The organism is Kitasatospora sp. NPDC001159 (assembly GCF_053598235.1).
This window is the reverse complement of sequence record NZ_JBSFJV010000048.1, coordinates 24722-38488: the sequence shown is the minus strand read 5'-3', so window position 1 is coordinate 38488 and position 13767 is coordinate 24722. Positions and strand designations below refer to the sequence as shown.

General features: G+C 71.4%; 14 protein-coding genes. 9 read left to right on the top strand and 5 right to left on the bottom strand.

The genetic code is table 11. The features are described 5' to 3' along the window. Positions 1-99 precede the first annotated feature (99 nt). The 3 genes from ACWC9T_RS23645 to ACWC9T_RS23635 form a co-directional block, all read right to left on the bottom strand. Complete coding sequence (locus ACWC9T_RS23645) at positions 100-1242, bottom strand: glycerate kinase (protein ID WP_449823036.1); 1143 nt, start codon at positions 1240-1242, stop codon at positions 100-102. 349 nt (positions 1243-1591) lie between these two features. Next, positions 1592-2521, bottom strand: coding sequence for a 2-hydroxy-3-oxopropionate reductase (locus ACWC9T_RS23640; protein ID WP_449823035.1), 930 nt, complete (start codon positions 2519-2521; stop codon positions 1592-1594). An 88-nt stretch (positions 2522-2609) separates the two neighbouring features. Next, positions 2610-3452: a TIM barrel protein gene (locus ACWC9T_RS23635; protein WP_449823053.1), complete on the bottom strand. Its 843-nt coding sequence runs from the start codon at positions 3450-3452 to the stop codon at positions 2610-2612. Positions 3453-3670: 218 nt separating this feature from the next. Here ACWC9T_RS23635 and ACWC9T_RS23630 point away from each other — a divergent pair, with 218 nt between their 5' ends. The 7 genes from ACWC9T_RS23630 to ACWC9T_RS23600 all read left to right on the top strand — a co-directional run bounded on the left by ACWC9T_RS23630 (position 3671) and on the right by ACWC9T_RS23600 (position 9612). Next, positions 3671-3916, top strand: coding sequence for a thiamine-binding protein (locus ACWC9T_RS23630; protein ID WP_449823052.1), 246 nt, complete (start codon positions 3671-3673; stop codon positions 3914-3916). After that, positions 3913-4293: a helix-turn-helix domain-containing protein gene (locus ACWC9T_RS23625; RefSeq protein WP_449823034.1), complete on the top strand. Its 381-nt coding sequence runs from the start codon at positions 3913-3915 to the stop codon at positions 4291-4293. The genes ACWC9T_RS23630 and ACWC9T_RS23625 overlap by 4 nt, the downstream gene beginning before the upstream one ends. 235 nt (positions 4294-4528) lie before the next feature. Further along, on the top strand, positions 4529-5032 hold the full coding sequence (gene uraD / locus ACWC9T_RS23620; protein WP_449823033.1) for a 2-oxo-4-hydroxy-4-carboxy-5-ureidoimidazoline decarboxylase: 504 nt from the start codon (positions 4529-4531) through the stop codon (positions 5030-5032). A gap of 109 nt (positions 5033-5141) precedes the next feature. Then, the gene (gene uraH / locus ACWC9T_RS23615) at positions 5142-5480 is read left to right on the top strand and encodes a hydroxyisourate hydrolase (RefSeq protein WP_449823032.1); all 339 of its coding nucleotides are present in this window, start codon (positions 5142-5144) and stop codon (positions 5478-5480) included. Positions 5481-5507: 27 nt separating this feature from the next. Continuing rightward, positions 5508-6428 carry a factor-independent urate hydroxylase gene (gene pucL, locus ACWC9T_RS23610; RefSeq protein ID WP_449823031.1) on the top strand — a complete coding sequence of 307 codons (921 nt, stop codon included), beginning with the start codon at positions 5508-5510 and terminating at the stop codon, positions 6426-6428. Between the two features lie 264 nt (positions 6429-6692). After that, on the top strand, positions 6693-8156 hold the full coding sequence (locus tag ACWC9T_RS23605; protein WP_449823030.1) for a nucleobase:cation symporter-2 family protein: 1464 nt from the start codon (positions 6693-6695) through the stop codon (positions 8154-8156). A 70-nt stretch (positions 8157-8226) separates the two neighbouring features. Then, positions 8227-9612: an 8-oxoguanine deaminase gene (locus ACWC9T_RS23600; protein ID WP_449823029.1), complete on the top strand. Its 1386-nt coding sequence runs from the start codon at positions 8227-8229 to the stop codon at positions 9610-9612. A 226-nt stretch (positions 9613-9838) separates the two neighbouring features. Here the strand turns inward: ACWC9T_RS23600 and ACWC9T_RS23595 are convergent, their stop codons facing one another. Both ACWC9T_RS23595 and aceB read right to left on the bottom strand, forming a co-directional pair. Then, positions 9839-10225, bottom strand: coding sequence for an allophanate hydrolase-related protein (locus tag ACWC9T_RS23595; protein ID WP_449823028.1), 387 nt, complete (start codon positions 10223-10225; stop codon positions 9839-9841). A 143-nt stretch (positions 10226-10368) separates the two neighbouring features. Beyond that, positions 10369-12021: a malate synthase A gene (gene aceB / locus ACWC9T_RS23590; protein ID WP_449823027.1), complete on the bottom strand. Its 1653-nt coding sequence runs from the start codon at positions 12019-12021 to the stop codon at positions 10369-10371. 201 nt (positions 12022-12222) lie between these two features. Between aceB and ACWC9T_RS23585 the strand changes: the two genes are divergently transcribed. Both ACWC9T_RS23585 and ACWC9T_RS23580 read left to right on the top strand, forming a co-directional pair. Then, the gene (locus ACWC9T_RS23585) at positions 12223-13020 is read left to right on the top strand and encodes an IclR family transcriptional regulator (protein WP_449823026.1); all 798 of its coding nucleotides are present in this window, start codon (positions 12223-12225) and stop codon (positions 13018-13020) included. A gap of 404 nt (positions 13021-13424) precedes the next feature. Next, complete coding sequence (locus tag ACWC9T_RS23580; protein ID WP_396247737.1) at positions 13425-13754, top strand: MoaF-related domain-containing protein; 330 nt, start codon at positions 13425-13427, stop codon at positions 13752-13754. Positions 13755-13767: the final 13 nt, after the last annotated feature.

Below are 13767 nucleotides of genomic sequence, written 5' to 3'. Positions count from 1 at the left end.
CCTGGGAGTTGGGGGTGGCGGAACACGGGTGGAGGCGAAGGATTGCCGGGAGCCTAGGCCCGCCTTCAACAAAACGTCAATGGAGGAACGCACGAGGGCTCAGCCCGGCAGCAGCTCTTCGGCCAACCGCTCCCCCGCCACCTCGGCCAGCTCACCGGCCCTGGTCAGGCTGTCCCCCGGCTGCTCGGCCAGATCGGTGAGGGCGATCGCGAGGGTGAACCCGGCCGCGCGCCACTCGGGCTCGGAGAGCTCCAACCGGCCCGCCACAGCGGCCACCCGAACCCCCGCCCGGGCAGCCGCCGCGGCGACTCCGGCGGGGGCCTTGCCGTGGAGCGTCTGCGCGTCCAGGCAGCCCTCGCCGGTCACGACGAGGCGTGCCCCACGCACGGCCTCGTCGAAACCCAGCAGTTCGAGCAGCAGCTCGATACCGGGTCGCATGGTGGCGCCGAGCAGGGCGAGCGCGGCGAAGCCCACCCCACCCGCGGCCCCGGCGCCGGGGGCCTCCCGTACGTCGCGGCCGGTGACCGCGGCGACCTGGTCGGCGAAGCGGGTCAGACCCTCCTCCAGGACCACCAGGTCGGCCCCGTCGGCGCCCTTCTGCGGGCCGTAGACGGCGGTGGCGCCGCGCGGGCCGAGCAGCGGGTTGTCCACGTCGCAGGCGACCACGATCTCGACGCCGGTCAGCAACTCGGCCAGCCGGCCGGGCTCGATCCGGTCGAGCTTGCGCAACGCGGCCCCGCCGGGCGGCAGTTCGGTGCCGTCGGAGTCCAGGAGGCTGACCCCGAGCGCCTGCACCATGCCGGCGCCGCCGTCGGTGCTGGCGCTGCCGCCGAGGCCCAGCACGATCCGCTTGGCGCCCAGCGAGACCGCCCGGCCGATCAGCTGGCCGACCCCGTAGGAGCCGGCCGCGAGTGGCGCGGTCCGGCCACCGGGGAGCCGGGCGAGGCCGGAGGCCTGGGCCAGCTCGACCACGGCGGTGTCGCCGCGGACGGCCAGCGCGGCGTCCACCGGCAGGCCGGTCGGGCCAGCCACCTTGGCCGGGACGCGGGTGAATCCGGCCGCGAGCGCGGCGGCCAGGGTGCCCTCGCCGCCGTCGGCGACGGGCAGTTCGCGCACCTCGGTGCCGGGCGCGGCGTGCCGGATGCCGGCGGCGATCCGGGCGGCGGCCTCGGCCCCCTCCAGGGTGCCCTTGAACTTGTCCGGAGCTACGACCACATGGCCCTGGTGGGGGGTGGGGGGCATGGTGTGGTCCTCACTTCCGTACGGGTATGACGGTGGTTCGACAAGCATGTGTCCGGTGGCCCGGGGGATGCGACCCCCCGCGCGGGTGGCGCACGCCCGCACGGGCGGTGCGACCCCCTCCCCGCCGTTCCCCTCGTCCCGCTTCCGACGTACGAGGGGCTCCCCTCGGCGGGGAGGGGGCCAGGCAATGCGCACTGGGCACGACCGAAGTGCCCCCAGGGAGGGTGCACGCATCACCGGCTGGATCGACCGGCGGGCGGGCGGATGAGCCCCGGCCCGCACGCCGGTCGGGTCCGGCCTCCTGGCGGCGCGGGCACGACCGGATCAGGTACACGCCACCAGGAGGAGTTCAGGGCCGGGGGCTCCGCTCGGGAGCCCCCAGGGTGTTACTTACCTCGCGGCCGGAGAGCCTCTCGACGCCGCGCAGCAGCGCCGAGTGGTCCAGCGAGCCGTCGCCGTTGGCCCGGGCGGAGGCGACCAGCTGGGCCACCACGGCGCCGACCGGCAGGGCGGCGCCCACCGCACGGGCGGCGTCGGTGACGATGCCCATGTCCTTGTGGTGCAGGTCGATCCGGAAGCCGGGGGCGAACTCGCGGTTGAGCATGTTCGCCTTCTTGCGGTTGAGCACGGTCGAGCCGGCCAGGCCGCCGCCGAGCACGTCCAGCGCGGCGGCGAGGTCGACACCGGCGTTCTCCAGGAACACCACGGCCTCGGCGAGCACCTGGATGTTGACCGCGACGATCAGCTGGTTGGCGGCCTTGACGGTCTGGCCGGCGCCAGCCGGACCGACGTGGACGACCGTGGTGCCCAGCGCGCCGAACAGCGGCTCGGCCTCGGCGAAGTCCTCCGCCGCACCGCCGACCATGATCGACAGGACCGCCTCCACCGCACCGGCCTCGCCGCCGGAGACCGGGGCGTCCAGGGCACGCACGCCCTTCTCCTGGGCGGCCTTGCCGACCTTGACGGAGGTCTGCGGGGTGATCGAGGACATGTCGATCACCAGGGTGCCGGCCTTGACGTTCTCCAGGACGCCGCCCTCGCCGAGGATGACCGCCTCGACGTGCGGGTCGGCCGGGACCATGGTGATGACGACCTCGGCGTCCTTCACCGCGTCCGCGATGCTGGCGGCGCCCTGGCCGCCGGCCGCGACGACGGCGTCGATCGAGGCCTGGGAGAGGTCGAAGCCGGTCACCTGGTGGCCGGCCTTGACCAGGTTGACGGCCATGGGCTTGCCCATGATGCCGAGGCCGACGAAGGCAATCTTGCGGGAGTCGCTCATCGCGTCGAGTTCCTTACGTGTGCGGGGTGGGCGGTGGCTTGCCGAGCGGCGGGTACGCCGCGCTGCCGGGCTGCGCGATCGGACCGCGCTACCGGGCCGCGCGCAGCTCGCGCGGCAGCCAGCCGAAGCTGTCGGCGCTGACGCCGGTGGAGGGGCGGTACTCCAGGCCGATCGGGCCGCGGTAGCCGGCGGCGCTGAGCCGGGCGAACAGGTCCTCGAAGTCCAGCTCGCCGGTGCCGGGCTCGTTGCGGCCCGGGTTGTCGGCGATCTGCACGTGGCCGATCCGGTCTGCGTAGGCGTCGATGACCGCCGCCAGGTCCTCGCCGTTCTTGGCCAGGTGGTACAGGTCGCAGAGAAACTTGGCGTTCCCCAGGCCGGTGGCGGCGTTGACCTTGTCGACCACCTCGACCGCGGCGGCTGCGGAGACCAGCGGGTAGTCCGGGGACTCGGCCTGGTTGAGGGCCTCGATCAGCAGGATCGCGCCGATCCCGTGCGCGGCCCGGGCGGCGAGCACCAGGTTCTCCAGCGCCAGCGCGTCCTGCTCGGCCGGCTCGACGCCCTCGACCCGGTTGCCGTACAGCGCGTTGAGCGCGGTGGCACCGAGCGAGGCGGCGAGCTCCGCCGCGACCGGGACGTTGGCGCGGAACCGCTCCTTCTCGGACGGGACCGAGACGGCGCCCCGGACACCCTGGCTCAGGTCGTCCAGGTAGTTGAGGCCGGTGAGCCGGACCCCCGCGTCGCTGAACGCCTTGCGGAGCGCGTCCAGTTCGGCCCGGGACGGGTTGTGCTCCGCACCGAAGGGCCACCAGAGCTCGGCGGCCGTGAAGCCGGCCGCGGCAGCCGCCGCGGGGCGCTCCAGCAGCGGGAGTTCGCTGAACAGGATCGACAGGTTGACCGTGAAGCCGTGCTTGGCGGCCGCCGTCACGTCCATCACCTCTCACTCTCTTCCTTCATCCGCAACTTCCACGATCCGGAAGAGGGATTCTGTGTGGTGGAAGCATCTCCGGCTCGCCGAATGAGTGTCAAGGGTGTCGCAACATTTTGTTGAAGCTGCCCGGAGCCGCCCTCCGGACCACCCGGGACCTGCGGACGGGTGCCCGGCCACTGCCCGCCGCCACCCCCGCTCGATACAGTGAGCACGTGCGATTGATGGTGGAGTTCACGACAGAACCGTTCGAACTGGACACGTTCCCCGAGCACGCCGCGGCGGCCCGCAAGGCCGTCGACGAGGCCGGCCTGGATGTGTCGGTCGGCCCCTTCGGGACCGGCGCCGAGGGCGAGGCCGACCAGGTCCTCACCGCGGTGACCAGGCTGCTCCGGGAGACTCTGGACGCCGGCGCGACCCGGATCTCGGTCCAGGTCAGCGTGCTGGGCGAGGAGGGCGGTACCCCGTGACCGAGCACGCGGAACACCCGCTCGCCGCGGCGGTCAAGCCGCTGCTGGACGCGGTCGGCGCGACGCCCGTCCCGCTGGACGAGGCGAAGACCGAGGACGTCGTCCTGGAGTGGGAGGGCACCCCGGCCCTGGCCGTCCGACTACCGCACCTGAGCAGTGCGCTGGACCGGCTGCTGGCCGAGATGACCCGCCAGTTCGACGGCCGACCCCTGGCCGAGCTCGACCGCGGGGAGAAGCAGCGGGTCGTCGCGCTCCTGGAGGAGCGCGGCGCCTTCACCGTCCGCCACGGGGTCGAGACGGTCGCCTCGGCGCTCGGCGTCAGCCGCTTCACCGTGTACAACTACCTCAACCGCCAGGACGGCACGAAGTCCCCCTGAGGCCCGGGACCCCTCCCGGGCGAGCCCGGAAAGCGGCCCGCCGAACGAGTGACCCCGCCGCTGTGGACAGTCTGGATCGACCCACGGCGGGGCACACTTGGCGAATCGCACACGAAAGGGCCCCGCATCGCGGGCCGGTTCAAACCGTAACCACCAACCGTTCAACAAACTGTTGACGACTGGGTGAGGTCGATCTAGCTTTTCCGGGTGGCACCACTCTTCAGGAGGTCCACTCGTGACCAACCACCCCCACGCCCTTGACGCCCTGGCCGCGGCCGATGCCGCGGAGCTGGAAGAGCTCCTGCTGGAGGTATGCTCCAGCCCCCGTTGGGCCGCCGCCGTCGCGGAGGCCCAGCCCTGGTCCAGTCGGGAGGCCCTGCTCGCCGCCAACGCGGCGGCGATGGCCGCACTGACCGCCGCGGACCTGCGCGACGCGATGGCCGGCCACGCCCGGATCGGCCAGCCCAAGGCGGGCGACGCCACCTCCGAGCGCGAGCAGGCCGGCATCCAGGGCGTGGACCAAGCGGTCCTCGACGAACTGCACCGGGCCAACACCGCCTACGAGGCCAAGTTCGGCCATGTGTTCCTGATCTGCGCGACCGGCCGCACCGCGGTCACCATGCTCGCCGCCCTGCGCGAGCGCTATCCCAACGACCCCGCCACCGAGGCGGAGATCGTCCGGGGCGAGCTGCGCAAGATCAACGACATCCGGCTCAGCCGCCTCCTCGACGCGGCTTGACGCGTCGTCAAGAATGCTCCATGAGGCGGCGCGTGTGTCGCCCGGATGTCGCACCTCGCCCGAGAACCGACGCATCATCACCTCTGCCATCAGTAAGGTCACTTCACCCATGACTGGCATCTCCACCCACGTGCTCGACACCAGCCTCGGCCGCCCGGCCGAGGGTGTCCCGGTCGAGCTCGCACTGCACACCGAGGGTGGCTGGCAGGTGCTCGGCACCTCCGCCACGGACTCCGACGGCCGGGTCAAGGACCTGCCGGCCGTGGAGGCGGGCTCGGTCGTACGGCTGCTCTTCGACACCGGCGCCCACTACGCGCGCGAGTCCACGGAGCCGCCGTTCTTCCCCGAGGTCTCGATCGTCTTCACGGTCGCGCCCGCGCAGCAGCACTACCACGTGCCGCTGCTGCTGAACCCGTTCGGATACTCGGTCTACCGCGGAAGCCAGTAGACCGCCCTGGAAGCTTAGGAGCCTGTCATGGCCCACGTGCTCGGTCAGAACCAGTACGGCAAGGCGGAGAACCGCATCGTCCGGGTCTACCGCGACTCCACCCGCCACGAGATCAAGGACCTGAACGTCTCGGTCTCCCTCCAGGGCGAGTTCGAGGACGTCCACCTCACCGGGTCGAACGCCAACTGCCTTCCCACCGACACCACCAAGAACACCGTCTACGCCTTCGCCAAGGAGTACGGGATCGAGTCCGCCGAGGCCTTCGGCATCATCCTGGCCCGGCACTTCGTCGACAACACCGAGCGCGGAGTCGTGCACAGCGCCCGGATCCGGATCGAGGAGTACAGCTGGGACCGGATCAAGACACCGGACAGCTCGGCCCGCTTCATCGGCTCGGAGGAGGTCGGCCATTCCTTCGTCCGCAACGGTCAGGAGACCCGCACCACCGAGGTCGTCTACGACGGTGAGCAGGTCCAGGTCATCTCCGGCCTCAAGGACCTCATCGTCATGAACTCCACCAACTCGGAGTTCTGGGGCTACATCAAGGACAAGTACACCACCCTGCAGGAGGCGTACGACCGCATCCTCGCCACCCAGGTCACCGCCCGCTGGAAGTACGGCTACAGCGGCCGGGACGGCGAGGCCCAGCCCAACTGGAACCGCTCATACACCCACGTGAAGCGGCACATGCTGGAGGCGTTCGCCGAGACCTACTCCTACTCGCTGCAGCAGACCCTGCACGCGATGGGCACCCGGGTCCTCAACAACCGCGCCGAGGTGGACGAGGTACGCCTCGAACTGCCCAACAAGCACCACTTCCTCGTCGACCTGGAGCCCTTCGGCCTCAAGAACGAGAACGAGGTCTACTACGCCGCGGACCGCATGTACGGCCTGATCGAGGGCACCGTGCACCGCGAGGGCGTCGTCCCGGTCATCCCGGTCGCCTGACCTTCCCCGCCCCCGGCCGCGTGGACTCCGCCCGGAGTCGCCGTACCCCCCCGGCCCGCACCGGCCGGTCGAGTCCGGGCGGACCGCACCACCCGCACCACCTGTTTCTCCACCCCCACCAACCGGAGTTCGTGTCTGCCTCGCGGCGGCCGGCCCGGGGCACTGGAGAAGCGCCCCGAGGGATCCTTGCTCCGCCGTCCCGCCCTCGGGGGATCTCCAGCGCCACGGGCGCGCCGGGAGCCACGGGCACAAGAGGGGCTCGACATGGCGCCCAGCAACGCCAGCAGTTCAGACGGCGGTTCCACCCCAGCAAGAAACCCAGGCCCGGACGGCACGTCACACCGCCTCCCCGGCAAGCCGTCCGGGTCCGGTACCCACCCCGTGGACGAGGTACTGCCCCCGATGAAGCTGTTCTCCACCGGGCTCCAGCACGTCGCCGCGATGTACGCGGGGGTCGTCGCACCCCCGCTCATCGTCGGCGCCGGCGTCGGGCTCACCGCCGCCGGCCTCGCCCTGCTCATCTCGGCCAGCCTGTTCACCGCCGGACTGGCCACCCTGCTCCAGACCCTCGGCGTCTGGAAGATCGGCGCGCGGCTGCCGTTCGTGAACGGCGTCTCGTTCGCGGGCGTCGCGCCCATGATCGCGATAGCGAACGAACACGGACCGAGGACCGCCCTCCCGGTGATCTTCGGAGCGGTGATCGTCGCGGGGATCCTGTGCTTCCTCGCGGCGCCGTACTTCTGCAAGCTCATCCGGTTCTTCCCCCCGGTCGTCCAGGGCACCGTGATCACCCTCATCGGGGTGTCCCTGCTCCCCGTGGCGGTGAACTGGGCGCGCGGCGGCTCGCCGAGCGCCCCCGGGTTCGGCTCCATGCGGGCCATCGGCCTCGCCGCGATCACCCTCGCCGCGGTGGTGCTCTGCAACCGGCTGCTGCGCGGCTTCTGGCAGCAGCTGTCCCTGCTCGTCGGTTTGGCGTTCGGCACCCTGATCGCCTTCCCGCTGGGGTTGGCCGACTTCGGCGCGGTCAGGGAGGCGAAGGTCTTCGCCCTCCCGTCCCCGTTCCACTTCGGCGCTCCGATGTTCGACGCTGCCGCGATCGTCTCGCTCTGCATCGTCATGCTGGTCTCGATGACCGAGTCCACCGCCGACATGCTCGCGCTCGGCAGGATCGTGGAGCGCGAGGCCGACGAACCCACGCTCGCCGCCGGCCTGCGGGCCGACGGACTGGCCACCGCGCTCAGCCCCGTCTTCAACGGCTTCGCCGCCAGCGCCTTCGCCCAGAACATCGGGCTGGTGGCGCTGACGAAGATCCGCAGCCGCTTCGTGGTCGCGGCCGGCGGCGGCATCCTGATCCTGCTGGGGCTCTTCCCCGTGCTCGGTTCGGTCGTCTCCCTGGTGCCGCAGCCCGTGCTCGGCGGGGCCGGGATCGTGCTCTTCGGCACGGTCGCGGCGAGCGGGATCCGCACCCTCGCGGAGGCCGGCATGGAGTCCGGATCCAACACCATCCTGGTGTCGGTCTCGCTCGGGGTCGGGATCATCCCGATCGCCGTGCCGACCTTCTACGACTCCTTCCCGGAGGCCGTCCGGACCCTGATGCACTCGGGGATCTCGGCCGGCTGCGTGATGGCCGTCCTGCTCAACCTGCTCTTCCACCACGTCGGAGCCGCCCGCCGGACCAGATCCGGCCAGACCTCCGACGCGACGGTGCCGACGGCGACACCGTCCTGACCGGTCCGGGCAGGGGCGCGCACCCGCCGGTACGCGCCCATCCCGGCCCTCCCCCCATAGGAGTGACACCATGGCAGTCCAGCCCCCGCCCGCCGACCAGCGGATCGTGATCGAGAACGTCGCGATCGCCACCGTCGACGCCGCCGACACCGAGTACGCCCGAGGCCACGTGGTCATCCTCGGCAACGAGATCGAATCCGTCGGCAACGGCCCCGCCCCGGCGTGGCTGGACAACGTGGTGCGCCGGATCAACGGCGAGGGCCACCTGCTCACCCCGGGCCTGGTCAACACCCACCACCACTTCTACCAGTGGATCACCCGCGGCCTCGCCCAGGACGACATCCTGTTCGACTGGCTGGTCGCCCTCTACCCGACCTGGGCGCGGATCGACGAGAAGCTCGTGCACGCCGCCAGCCAGGGCTCGGCCGCCGCCCTGCTCAAGTCCGGCTGCACCACCGCCTCGGACCACCACTACGTCTTCCCCAAGGACGGCGGCGACGTCCTCGGCGCCTCCATCGAGGCCGTCCAGGAGCTCGGCCTGCGCTTCACCGCGCTGCGCGGCTCGATGGACCGCAGCAAGAAGGACGGCGGGCTGCCGCCGGACCACGCGGTCGAGGAGCTCGACGACATCCTGGCCGCCTCCGAATCCGCCGTGGACCGCTACCACGACTCCTCCTTCGGCTCGATGCTGCACGTCGCGCTGGCGCCCTGTTCGCCGTTCTCGGTCTCCACCGACCTGCTGCGCCAGTCCGCCGAACTCGCCCGCCGCAAGGGCGTACGGCTGCACACCCACGGCTCGGAGACGGCCGAGGAGGAACAGTTCTGCAAGGAGCTGTTCGGCATGGGGCCGACCGACTACTTCGAGTCCGTGGGCTGGCTCGGCGAGGACGTCTGGATGGCGCACTGCGTCCACATGAACGACTCCGACATCGCCAAGTTCGCCGAGACCGGCACCGGCGTCGCGCACTGCCCGTCCTCCAACGCCCGGCTGGCCGCCGGAATCGCCCGGGTGCCCGACATGCTCAAGGCCGGCGTGCCGGTCGGGCTGGGCGTGGACGGCACCGCCTCCAACGAGTCCGGCGAGCTGGGGACGGAGCTGCGCAACGCGCTGCTGATCAATCGGCTGCACGGCTACCCGACCGCCCTCACCGGGCGCCAGGCGCTGCGGCTGGGCACCATGGGCGGCGCCCGGGTGCTCGGGCGGCAGGACGAGATCGGCTCGATCGAGGTCGGCAAGCTCGCCGACCTGGCGCTGTGGAAGATCGACGGGATCATGCACTCCTCGATCGCCGACCCGGTCGCAGCCCTCACCTTCGGCGCGTTGCCGCCGCTGGCGGTGCTGTTCGTCAACGGCAACGCCGTGGTCGAGAAGGGCGAGCTGACCACCGTCAACGAGGACCGGATCGCTCGTGCCTGCGCCCGCGCGGCCAAGGAGCTGGCCTCCCGGCCGGTCTGACGCTCCAGTAGCTCCGGGGCCGCCCAGGGACGGTGCGTGACCCGGACTCCGTACGCCCGGCCGGGTGTGCGGACCGTAGCCCCGAACCCACGGCGAGGGTTCGGGGCTACGCGCTTTCGGGGGGCGGGCGGGCGGCTGACGGCTGACAGCGTTCAGCGAACGGATAACAGATGACAGATGACAGATGACGAAAGTCGTCATCCGTCACCTGTTCGCTGTTGAGTGTTCAGGCGGTGCGGCCGAGTGTGGCCAGGTAGGCGCGCCAGCCCCCGTGGTGGGTGATCTCGCGGTGCACGCCGCGCTCGACCTCGCCGCGCGCGAGCAGCATGGACAGGCACGCGGAGCCGTCCTCCAGTTCGATCACGCCGAGCTCCAACTCCCGGGGCTCGCCGGGCAGGATGACGTCCTTCAGGTGCGCCAGGGTGATCTCGTACAGTTCGCCCTCGATCGCGGTGTCCACGGTGGCGTCGTACAGGAGCCCGGGGCAAACGTCGTCGATGGAGAAGAAGCGGTAACCGGGGGCGGTACGGGCCGGGCCGATCAGCGAGTCGGCGACCTTGGCATGGAACGGGCCGCCGACCATGGCCTGACCGTTGAAGAAGATGCGAACCATACGTGGACTCCTCGTAAAAACGCCGTTCCGCACGGCGACGAGAGGACTGGTGGACGTCGTCGCCGTACGGAACGGAGCAAAGGGGCGGGGAACTGCTACAGCCCGGCAGGCGGCAGCGGCGGCGCCTGCGGATAGATTGGTGCTCAGCCCAGCAGGGGAAGTGCGGGGAGCGTCAGGAAGTCCGCGAACTCCTCGGCCAGGGCGACCTGTTCGAAGAGCTGGGCGGCCTCGCGCCAGCGGCCGGCGGCGTAGGCCTCGGCGCCCAGCGCGGCGCGGAGTTCGGTCAGCTCCGCGGCGACCAGGGTACGGACCAGCTCGGCGGTGGCCTCCTCGCCGGTGTCGGACAGCACGACCCCGTTGTGGATCCACTGCCAGATCTGCGAGCGGGAGATCTCGGCGGTGGCGGCGTCCTCCATCATGTTGAAGATGCCGACCGCGCCGAGGCCGCGCAGCCACGCCTCGATGTAGCGGATGCCGACCTGGACGGCGTTGTGCAGCCCGACGCGGGTGCAGGTGCCCCCGGCGCCCGCGATGTCGAGCAGTTCGGCCGCGGTGACCGGCTCGGACGGCCCCGGGTTGTCCTTCTGGTTGGGGCGCTCGCCGAGCACCGCGTCGAAGGAGGCGCGGGCGACCGGCACCAGGTCCGGGTGGGCGACCCAGGAGCCGTCGAAGCCGTTGCCGGCCTCGCGGTCCTTGTCCGCCTTGACCTTCTCCAGCGCGGCGGCGTTGACCTCCGGGTCCTTGCGGCTGGGGATGAACGCGGCCATGCCGCCGATCGCGTGGGCGCCGCGCTTGTGGCAGGTCCGCACCAGCAGCCGGGTGTACGCGGCCATGAACGGCGAGGCCATGGTGACGCTGTTGCGGTCCGGCAGGATGTAGTGCTCGCCGGCGTCGCGGAAGTTCTTGACGATCGAGAACAGGTAGTCCCAGCGCCCGGCGTTGAGCCCGGCCGCGTGGTCGCGCAGCTCGTAGAGGATCTCGTCCATCTCGAAGGCCGCGGTGATGGTCTCGATCAGCACGGTGGCGCGGACGGTGCCGTGCGGGATACCGAGTTCGGCCTGGGCGTGGGTAAAGACGTCGTTCCACAGCCGGGCTTCGAGGTGGCTCTCGGTCTTCGGCAGGTAGAAGTACGGGCCGGAGTTGGGGTCCTCGGCGCCCTTGGCGAGCAGCCGGGCGGCGTTGTGGAAGAAGTACAGGCCGAAGTCGACGAACGCGCCGGCCACCGGGACGCCGTCGACCAGCAGGTGGTTCTCGTCCAGGTGCCAGCCGCGCGGGCGGACCACGACGGTGGCGAGTTCGGCAGCGGGCTTGAGGGTGTAGGCCTTGCCGGCCGCGCTGGTGAAGTCGATCCGGCCTTCGAACGCGTCGATCAGGTTGACCTGGCCGCTGACCACGTTCTCCCAGGTCGGGGAGGTGGCGTCCTCGAAGTCCGCGAGCCAGATCCTCGCCCCGGAGTTGAGCGCGTTGATGACCATCTTGCGGTCGGTGGGGCCGGTGATCTCGACCCGGCGGTCCTGGAGGGCGCGCGGCGCCTCGGCGACCTTCCAGTCGTCGGCCCGGACGTCGGCGGTCTCCGGGAGGAAGTCCAGCGTGCCGGTGCGGGCGATCTCGGCGCGGCGGGCCCTCCGCCTGGCCAGGAGCTCCTGCCGGCGGCCCTCGAACGCGCGATGGAGGCCGACGACGAAGGCGACCGCCTCCGGAGTGAGCACCTCCTCCGCCCGGTGGACGCGCGGACCGGCGACAGTGACGACCGGAGCGGCGGGGGAGGCGCCGACGGGCCCCTGATCTGCAGCCATGAGCAGGACACTCCTAAGACGGTTGAGCCTGGCGAAGGGAGCTCCGGTGGGAACTTCCTTGGGAACTTCCTCGATCGGAACCCGCTTGTCGGCGGGTTCGATTCTGTAAGGTGGAGACTAGTTTCCGCGATACAGAATTTCAACGGTTTGTTGAAGAGGTCGCCGGGACTCTACTCCTCCCCGACAGCGAAGGGAACGCCGGTGGTTGCGACCCCCGACACAGCATCGACGACAGGCGCCGACCGCGCGAGCGGCGGCGTGCAGTCCGTCGAGCGCGCCTTCCAACTCCTGGAGGCGCTGGCCGACTCCGGCGGCGTGGCCACGCTCAGCGAGCTCTCCACCAGTTCCGGCCTCCCGATGCCGACCATCCACCGACTGGTTCGTACCCTCGTCCAGCAGGGCTATGTCCGCCAGGACACCGCGCGCCGCTACACCCTCGGCCCCCGACTGATCCGCCTCGGCGAGACCGCCGGCCGCCTGCTCGGCAGCTGGGCCCGCCCGTACCTGGCCGAGCTGATGGAGGCCACCGGCGAGACGGCCAACCTGGCGGTACTGGAGGGCGGCGAGGTGGTGTACGTCGGGCAGGTGCAGTCGCGGCGCTCGATGCGGATGTTCACCGAGGTCGGACGGCGGGTTCAGCCGCACTGCACCGGCGTCGGCAAGGCGCTGCTCGCCCAGCTCCCGGAGGACGAGGCGCGCGCGGTCCTGGGCCCCGACCCGCTGCCCGCGCACACCGAGTACACGGTCACCGACCCGCAGGAACTGATGGGTCAGCTCGCCGAGGCGCGCGAGCGCGGCTACGTGGTGGACGACCAGGAGCAGGAGATCGGCGTCCGCTGCATCGCGCTGGCCGTCCCGGGCGCGCCGACGCCCACCGCGCTCTCGGTGTCCGGCCCGGAGGCCCGCATCCGGGCGCTGGAGGAGCAGGCAGGCGCCTCCGCGCTGGTACCGGTGATGCGCCAGATCGCGACCCGGCTCGGGCAGGTCCTTACGCCCTGACACCACGTCAACCACTCTGCTGAGCGTGGGAGGTGGGCCACCCCGCCGCCCGGGAGCGCTGCGAGGAGGAGGGCGGCGATGGCCGGCAGGACGGCGGAGAGTGCGGCCGGGGCGCTTCGCGCGGGGGCGCTGCGTGTGGGGGTGCGTCTCCTGGGCGTGGACGGTAGGACCGGTGTGCGGTCGGCGCCCATGTGCCGGTCGCACACCGCGACCGGTGGCGCGGTGGCGGCCCGTACCGTGGCGACCGGGCCGCCCGAGTCCGCCCGGTCGGATAAATTGGAAGCCTGGCATTTTCCGCGGTGCACAAGTGCGCCGAGCCCGATCCGCCCGACCTGCCCGACCTGCACCTCCCCGCCCGTCCCGTACGGTCCGTCCACGCTCCAGAGAAGAGGTCCCGCCCCACCATGACCGCGTCCCTGCCCGCCTTCGCCGGCCGTACCTACCTCTTCCGGGCCGACAACGGCGCGGCCTTCCGCAACACCTACTCGGCCGACGGCAGGCGGCTGCGCTGGGAGGGCCTCGGCGAGTCGGCGGGCCAGTGGGAGGACGTGCTGCTGCACGTCGCCGAGGTCGCGCCGGAGATCTACTTCGTCAGCTGGACGGAGCAGAGCGGGATCACCGTCAGCCATGTGATGGACCTCAACAAGCTGACCGTAAGGGCCTTCTGGACCTTCGAGGGCGAGGGCGGCCGGGTCGGTCAGCTGCACACCGGGACGCTGGAGCGGGTGGCCTGAGGCGCTTCCTGAA

What these genes read in the sequence shown, in the direction of transcription:
- ACWC9T_RS23645 (WP_449823036.1), bottom strand. Translation starts at nt 1,242, where the DNA reads ATGCCCCCCACCCCCCACCAGGGCCATGTGGTCGTAGCTCCGGACAAG.
- ACWC9T_RS23640 (WP_449823035.1), bottom strand. Translation starts at nt 2,521, where the DNA reads ATGAGCGACTCCCGCAAGATTGCCTTCGTCGGCCTCGGCATCATGGGC.
- ACWC9T_RS23635 (WP_449823053.1), bottom strand. Translation starts at nt 3,452, where the DNA reads ATGGACGTGACGGCGGCCGCCAAGCACGGCTTCACGGTCAACCTGTCG.
- ACWC9T_RS23630 (WP_449823052.1), top strand. Translation starts at nt 3,671, where the DNA reads ATGGTGGAGTTCACGACAGAACCGTTCGAACTGGACACGTTCCCCGAG.
- uraH (WP_449823032.1), top strand. Translation starts at nt 5,142, where the DNA reads ATGACTGGCATCTCCACCCACGTGCTCGACACCAGCCTCGGCCGCCCG.
- pucL (WP_449823031.1), top strand. Translation starts at nt 5,508, where the DNA reads ATGGCCCACGTGCTCGGTCAGAACCAGTACGGCAAGGCGGAGAACCGC.
- ACWC9T_RS23605 (WP_449823030.1), top strand. Translation starts at nt 6,693, where the DNA reads ATGGCGCCCAGCAACGCCAGCAGTTCAGACGGCGGTTCCACCCCAGCA.
- ACWC9T_RS23600 (WP_449823029.1), top strand. Translation starts at nt 8,227, where the DNA reads ATGGCAGTCCAGCCCCCGCCCGCCGACCAGCGGATCGTGATCGAGAAC.
- ACWC9T_RS23595 (WP_449823028.1), bottom strand. Translation starts at nt 10,225, where the DNA reads ATGGTTCGCATCTTCTTCAACGGTCAGGCCATGGTCGGCGGCCCGTTC.
- aceB (WP_449823027.1), bottom strand. Translation starts at nt 12,021, where the DNA reads ATGGCTGCAGATCAGGGGCCCGTCGGCGCCTCCCCCGCCGCTCCGGTC.
- ACWC9T_RS23580 (WP_396247737.1), top strand. Translation starts at nt 13,425, where the DNA reads ATGACCGCGTCCCTGCCCGCCTTCGCCGGCCGTACCTACCTCTTCCGG.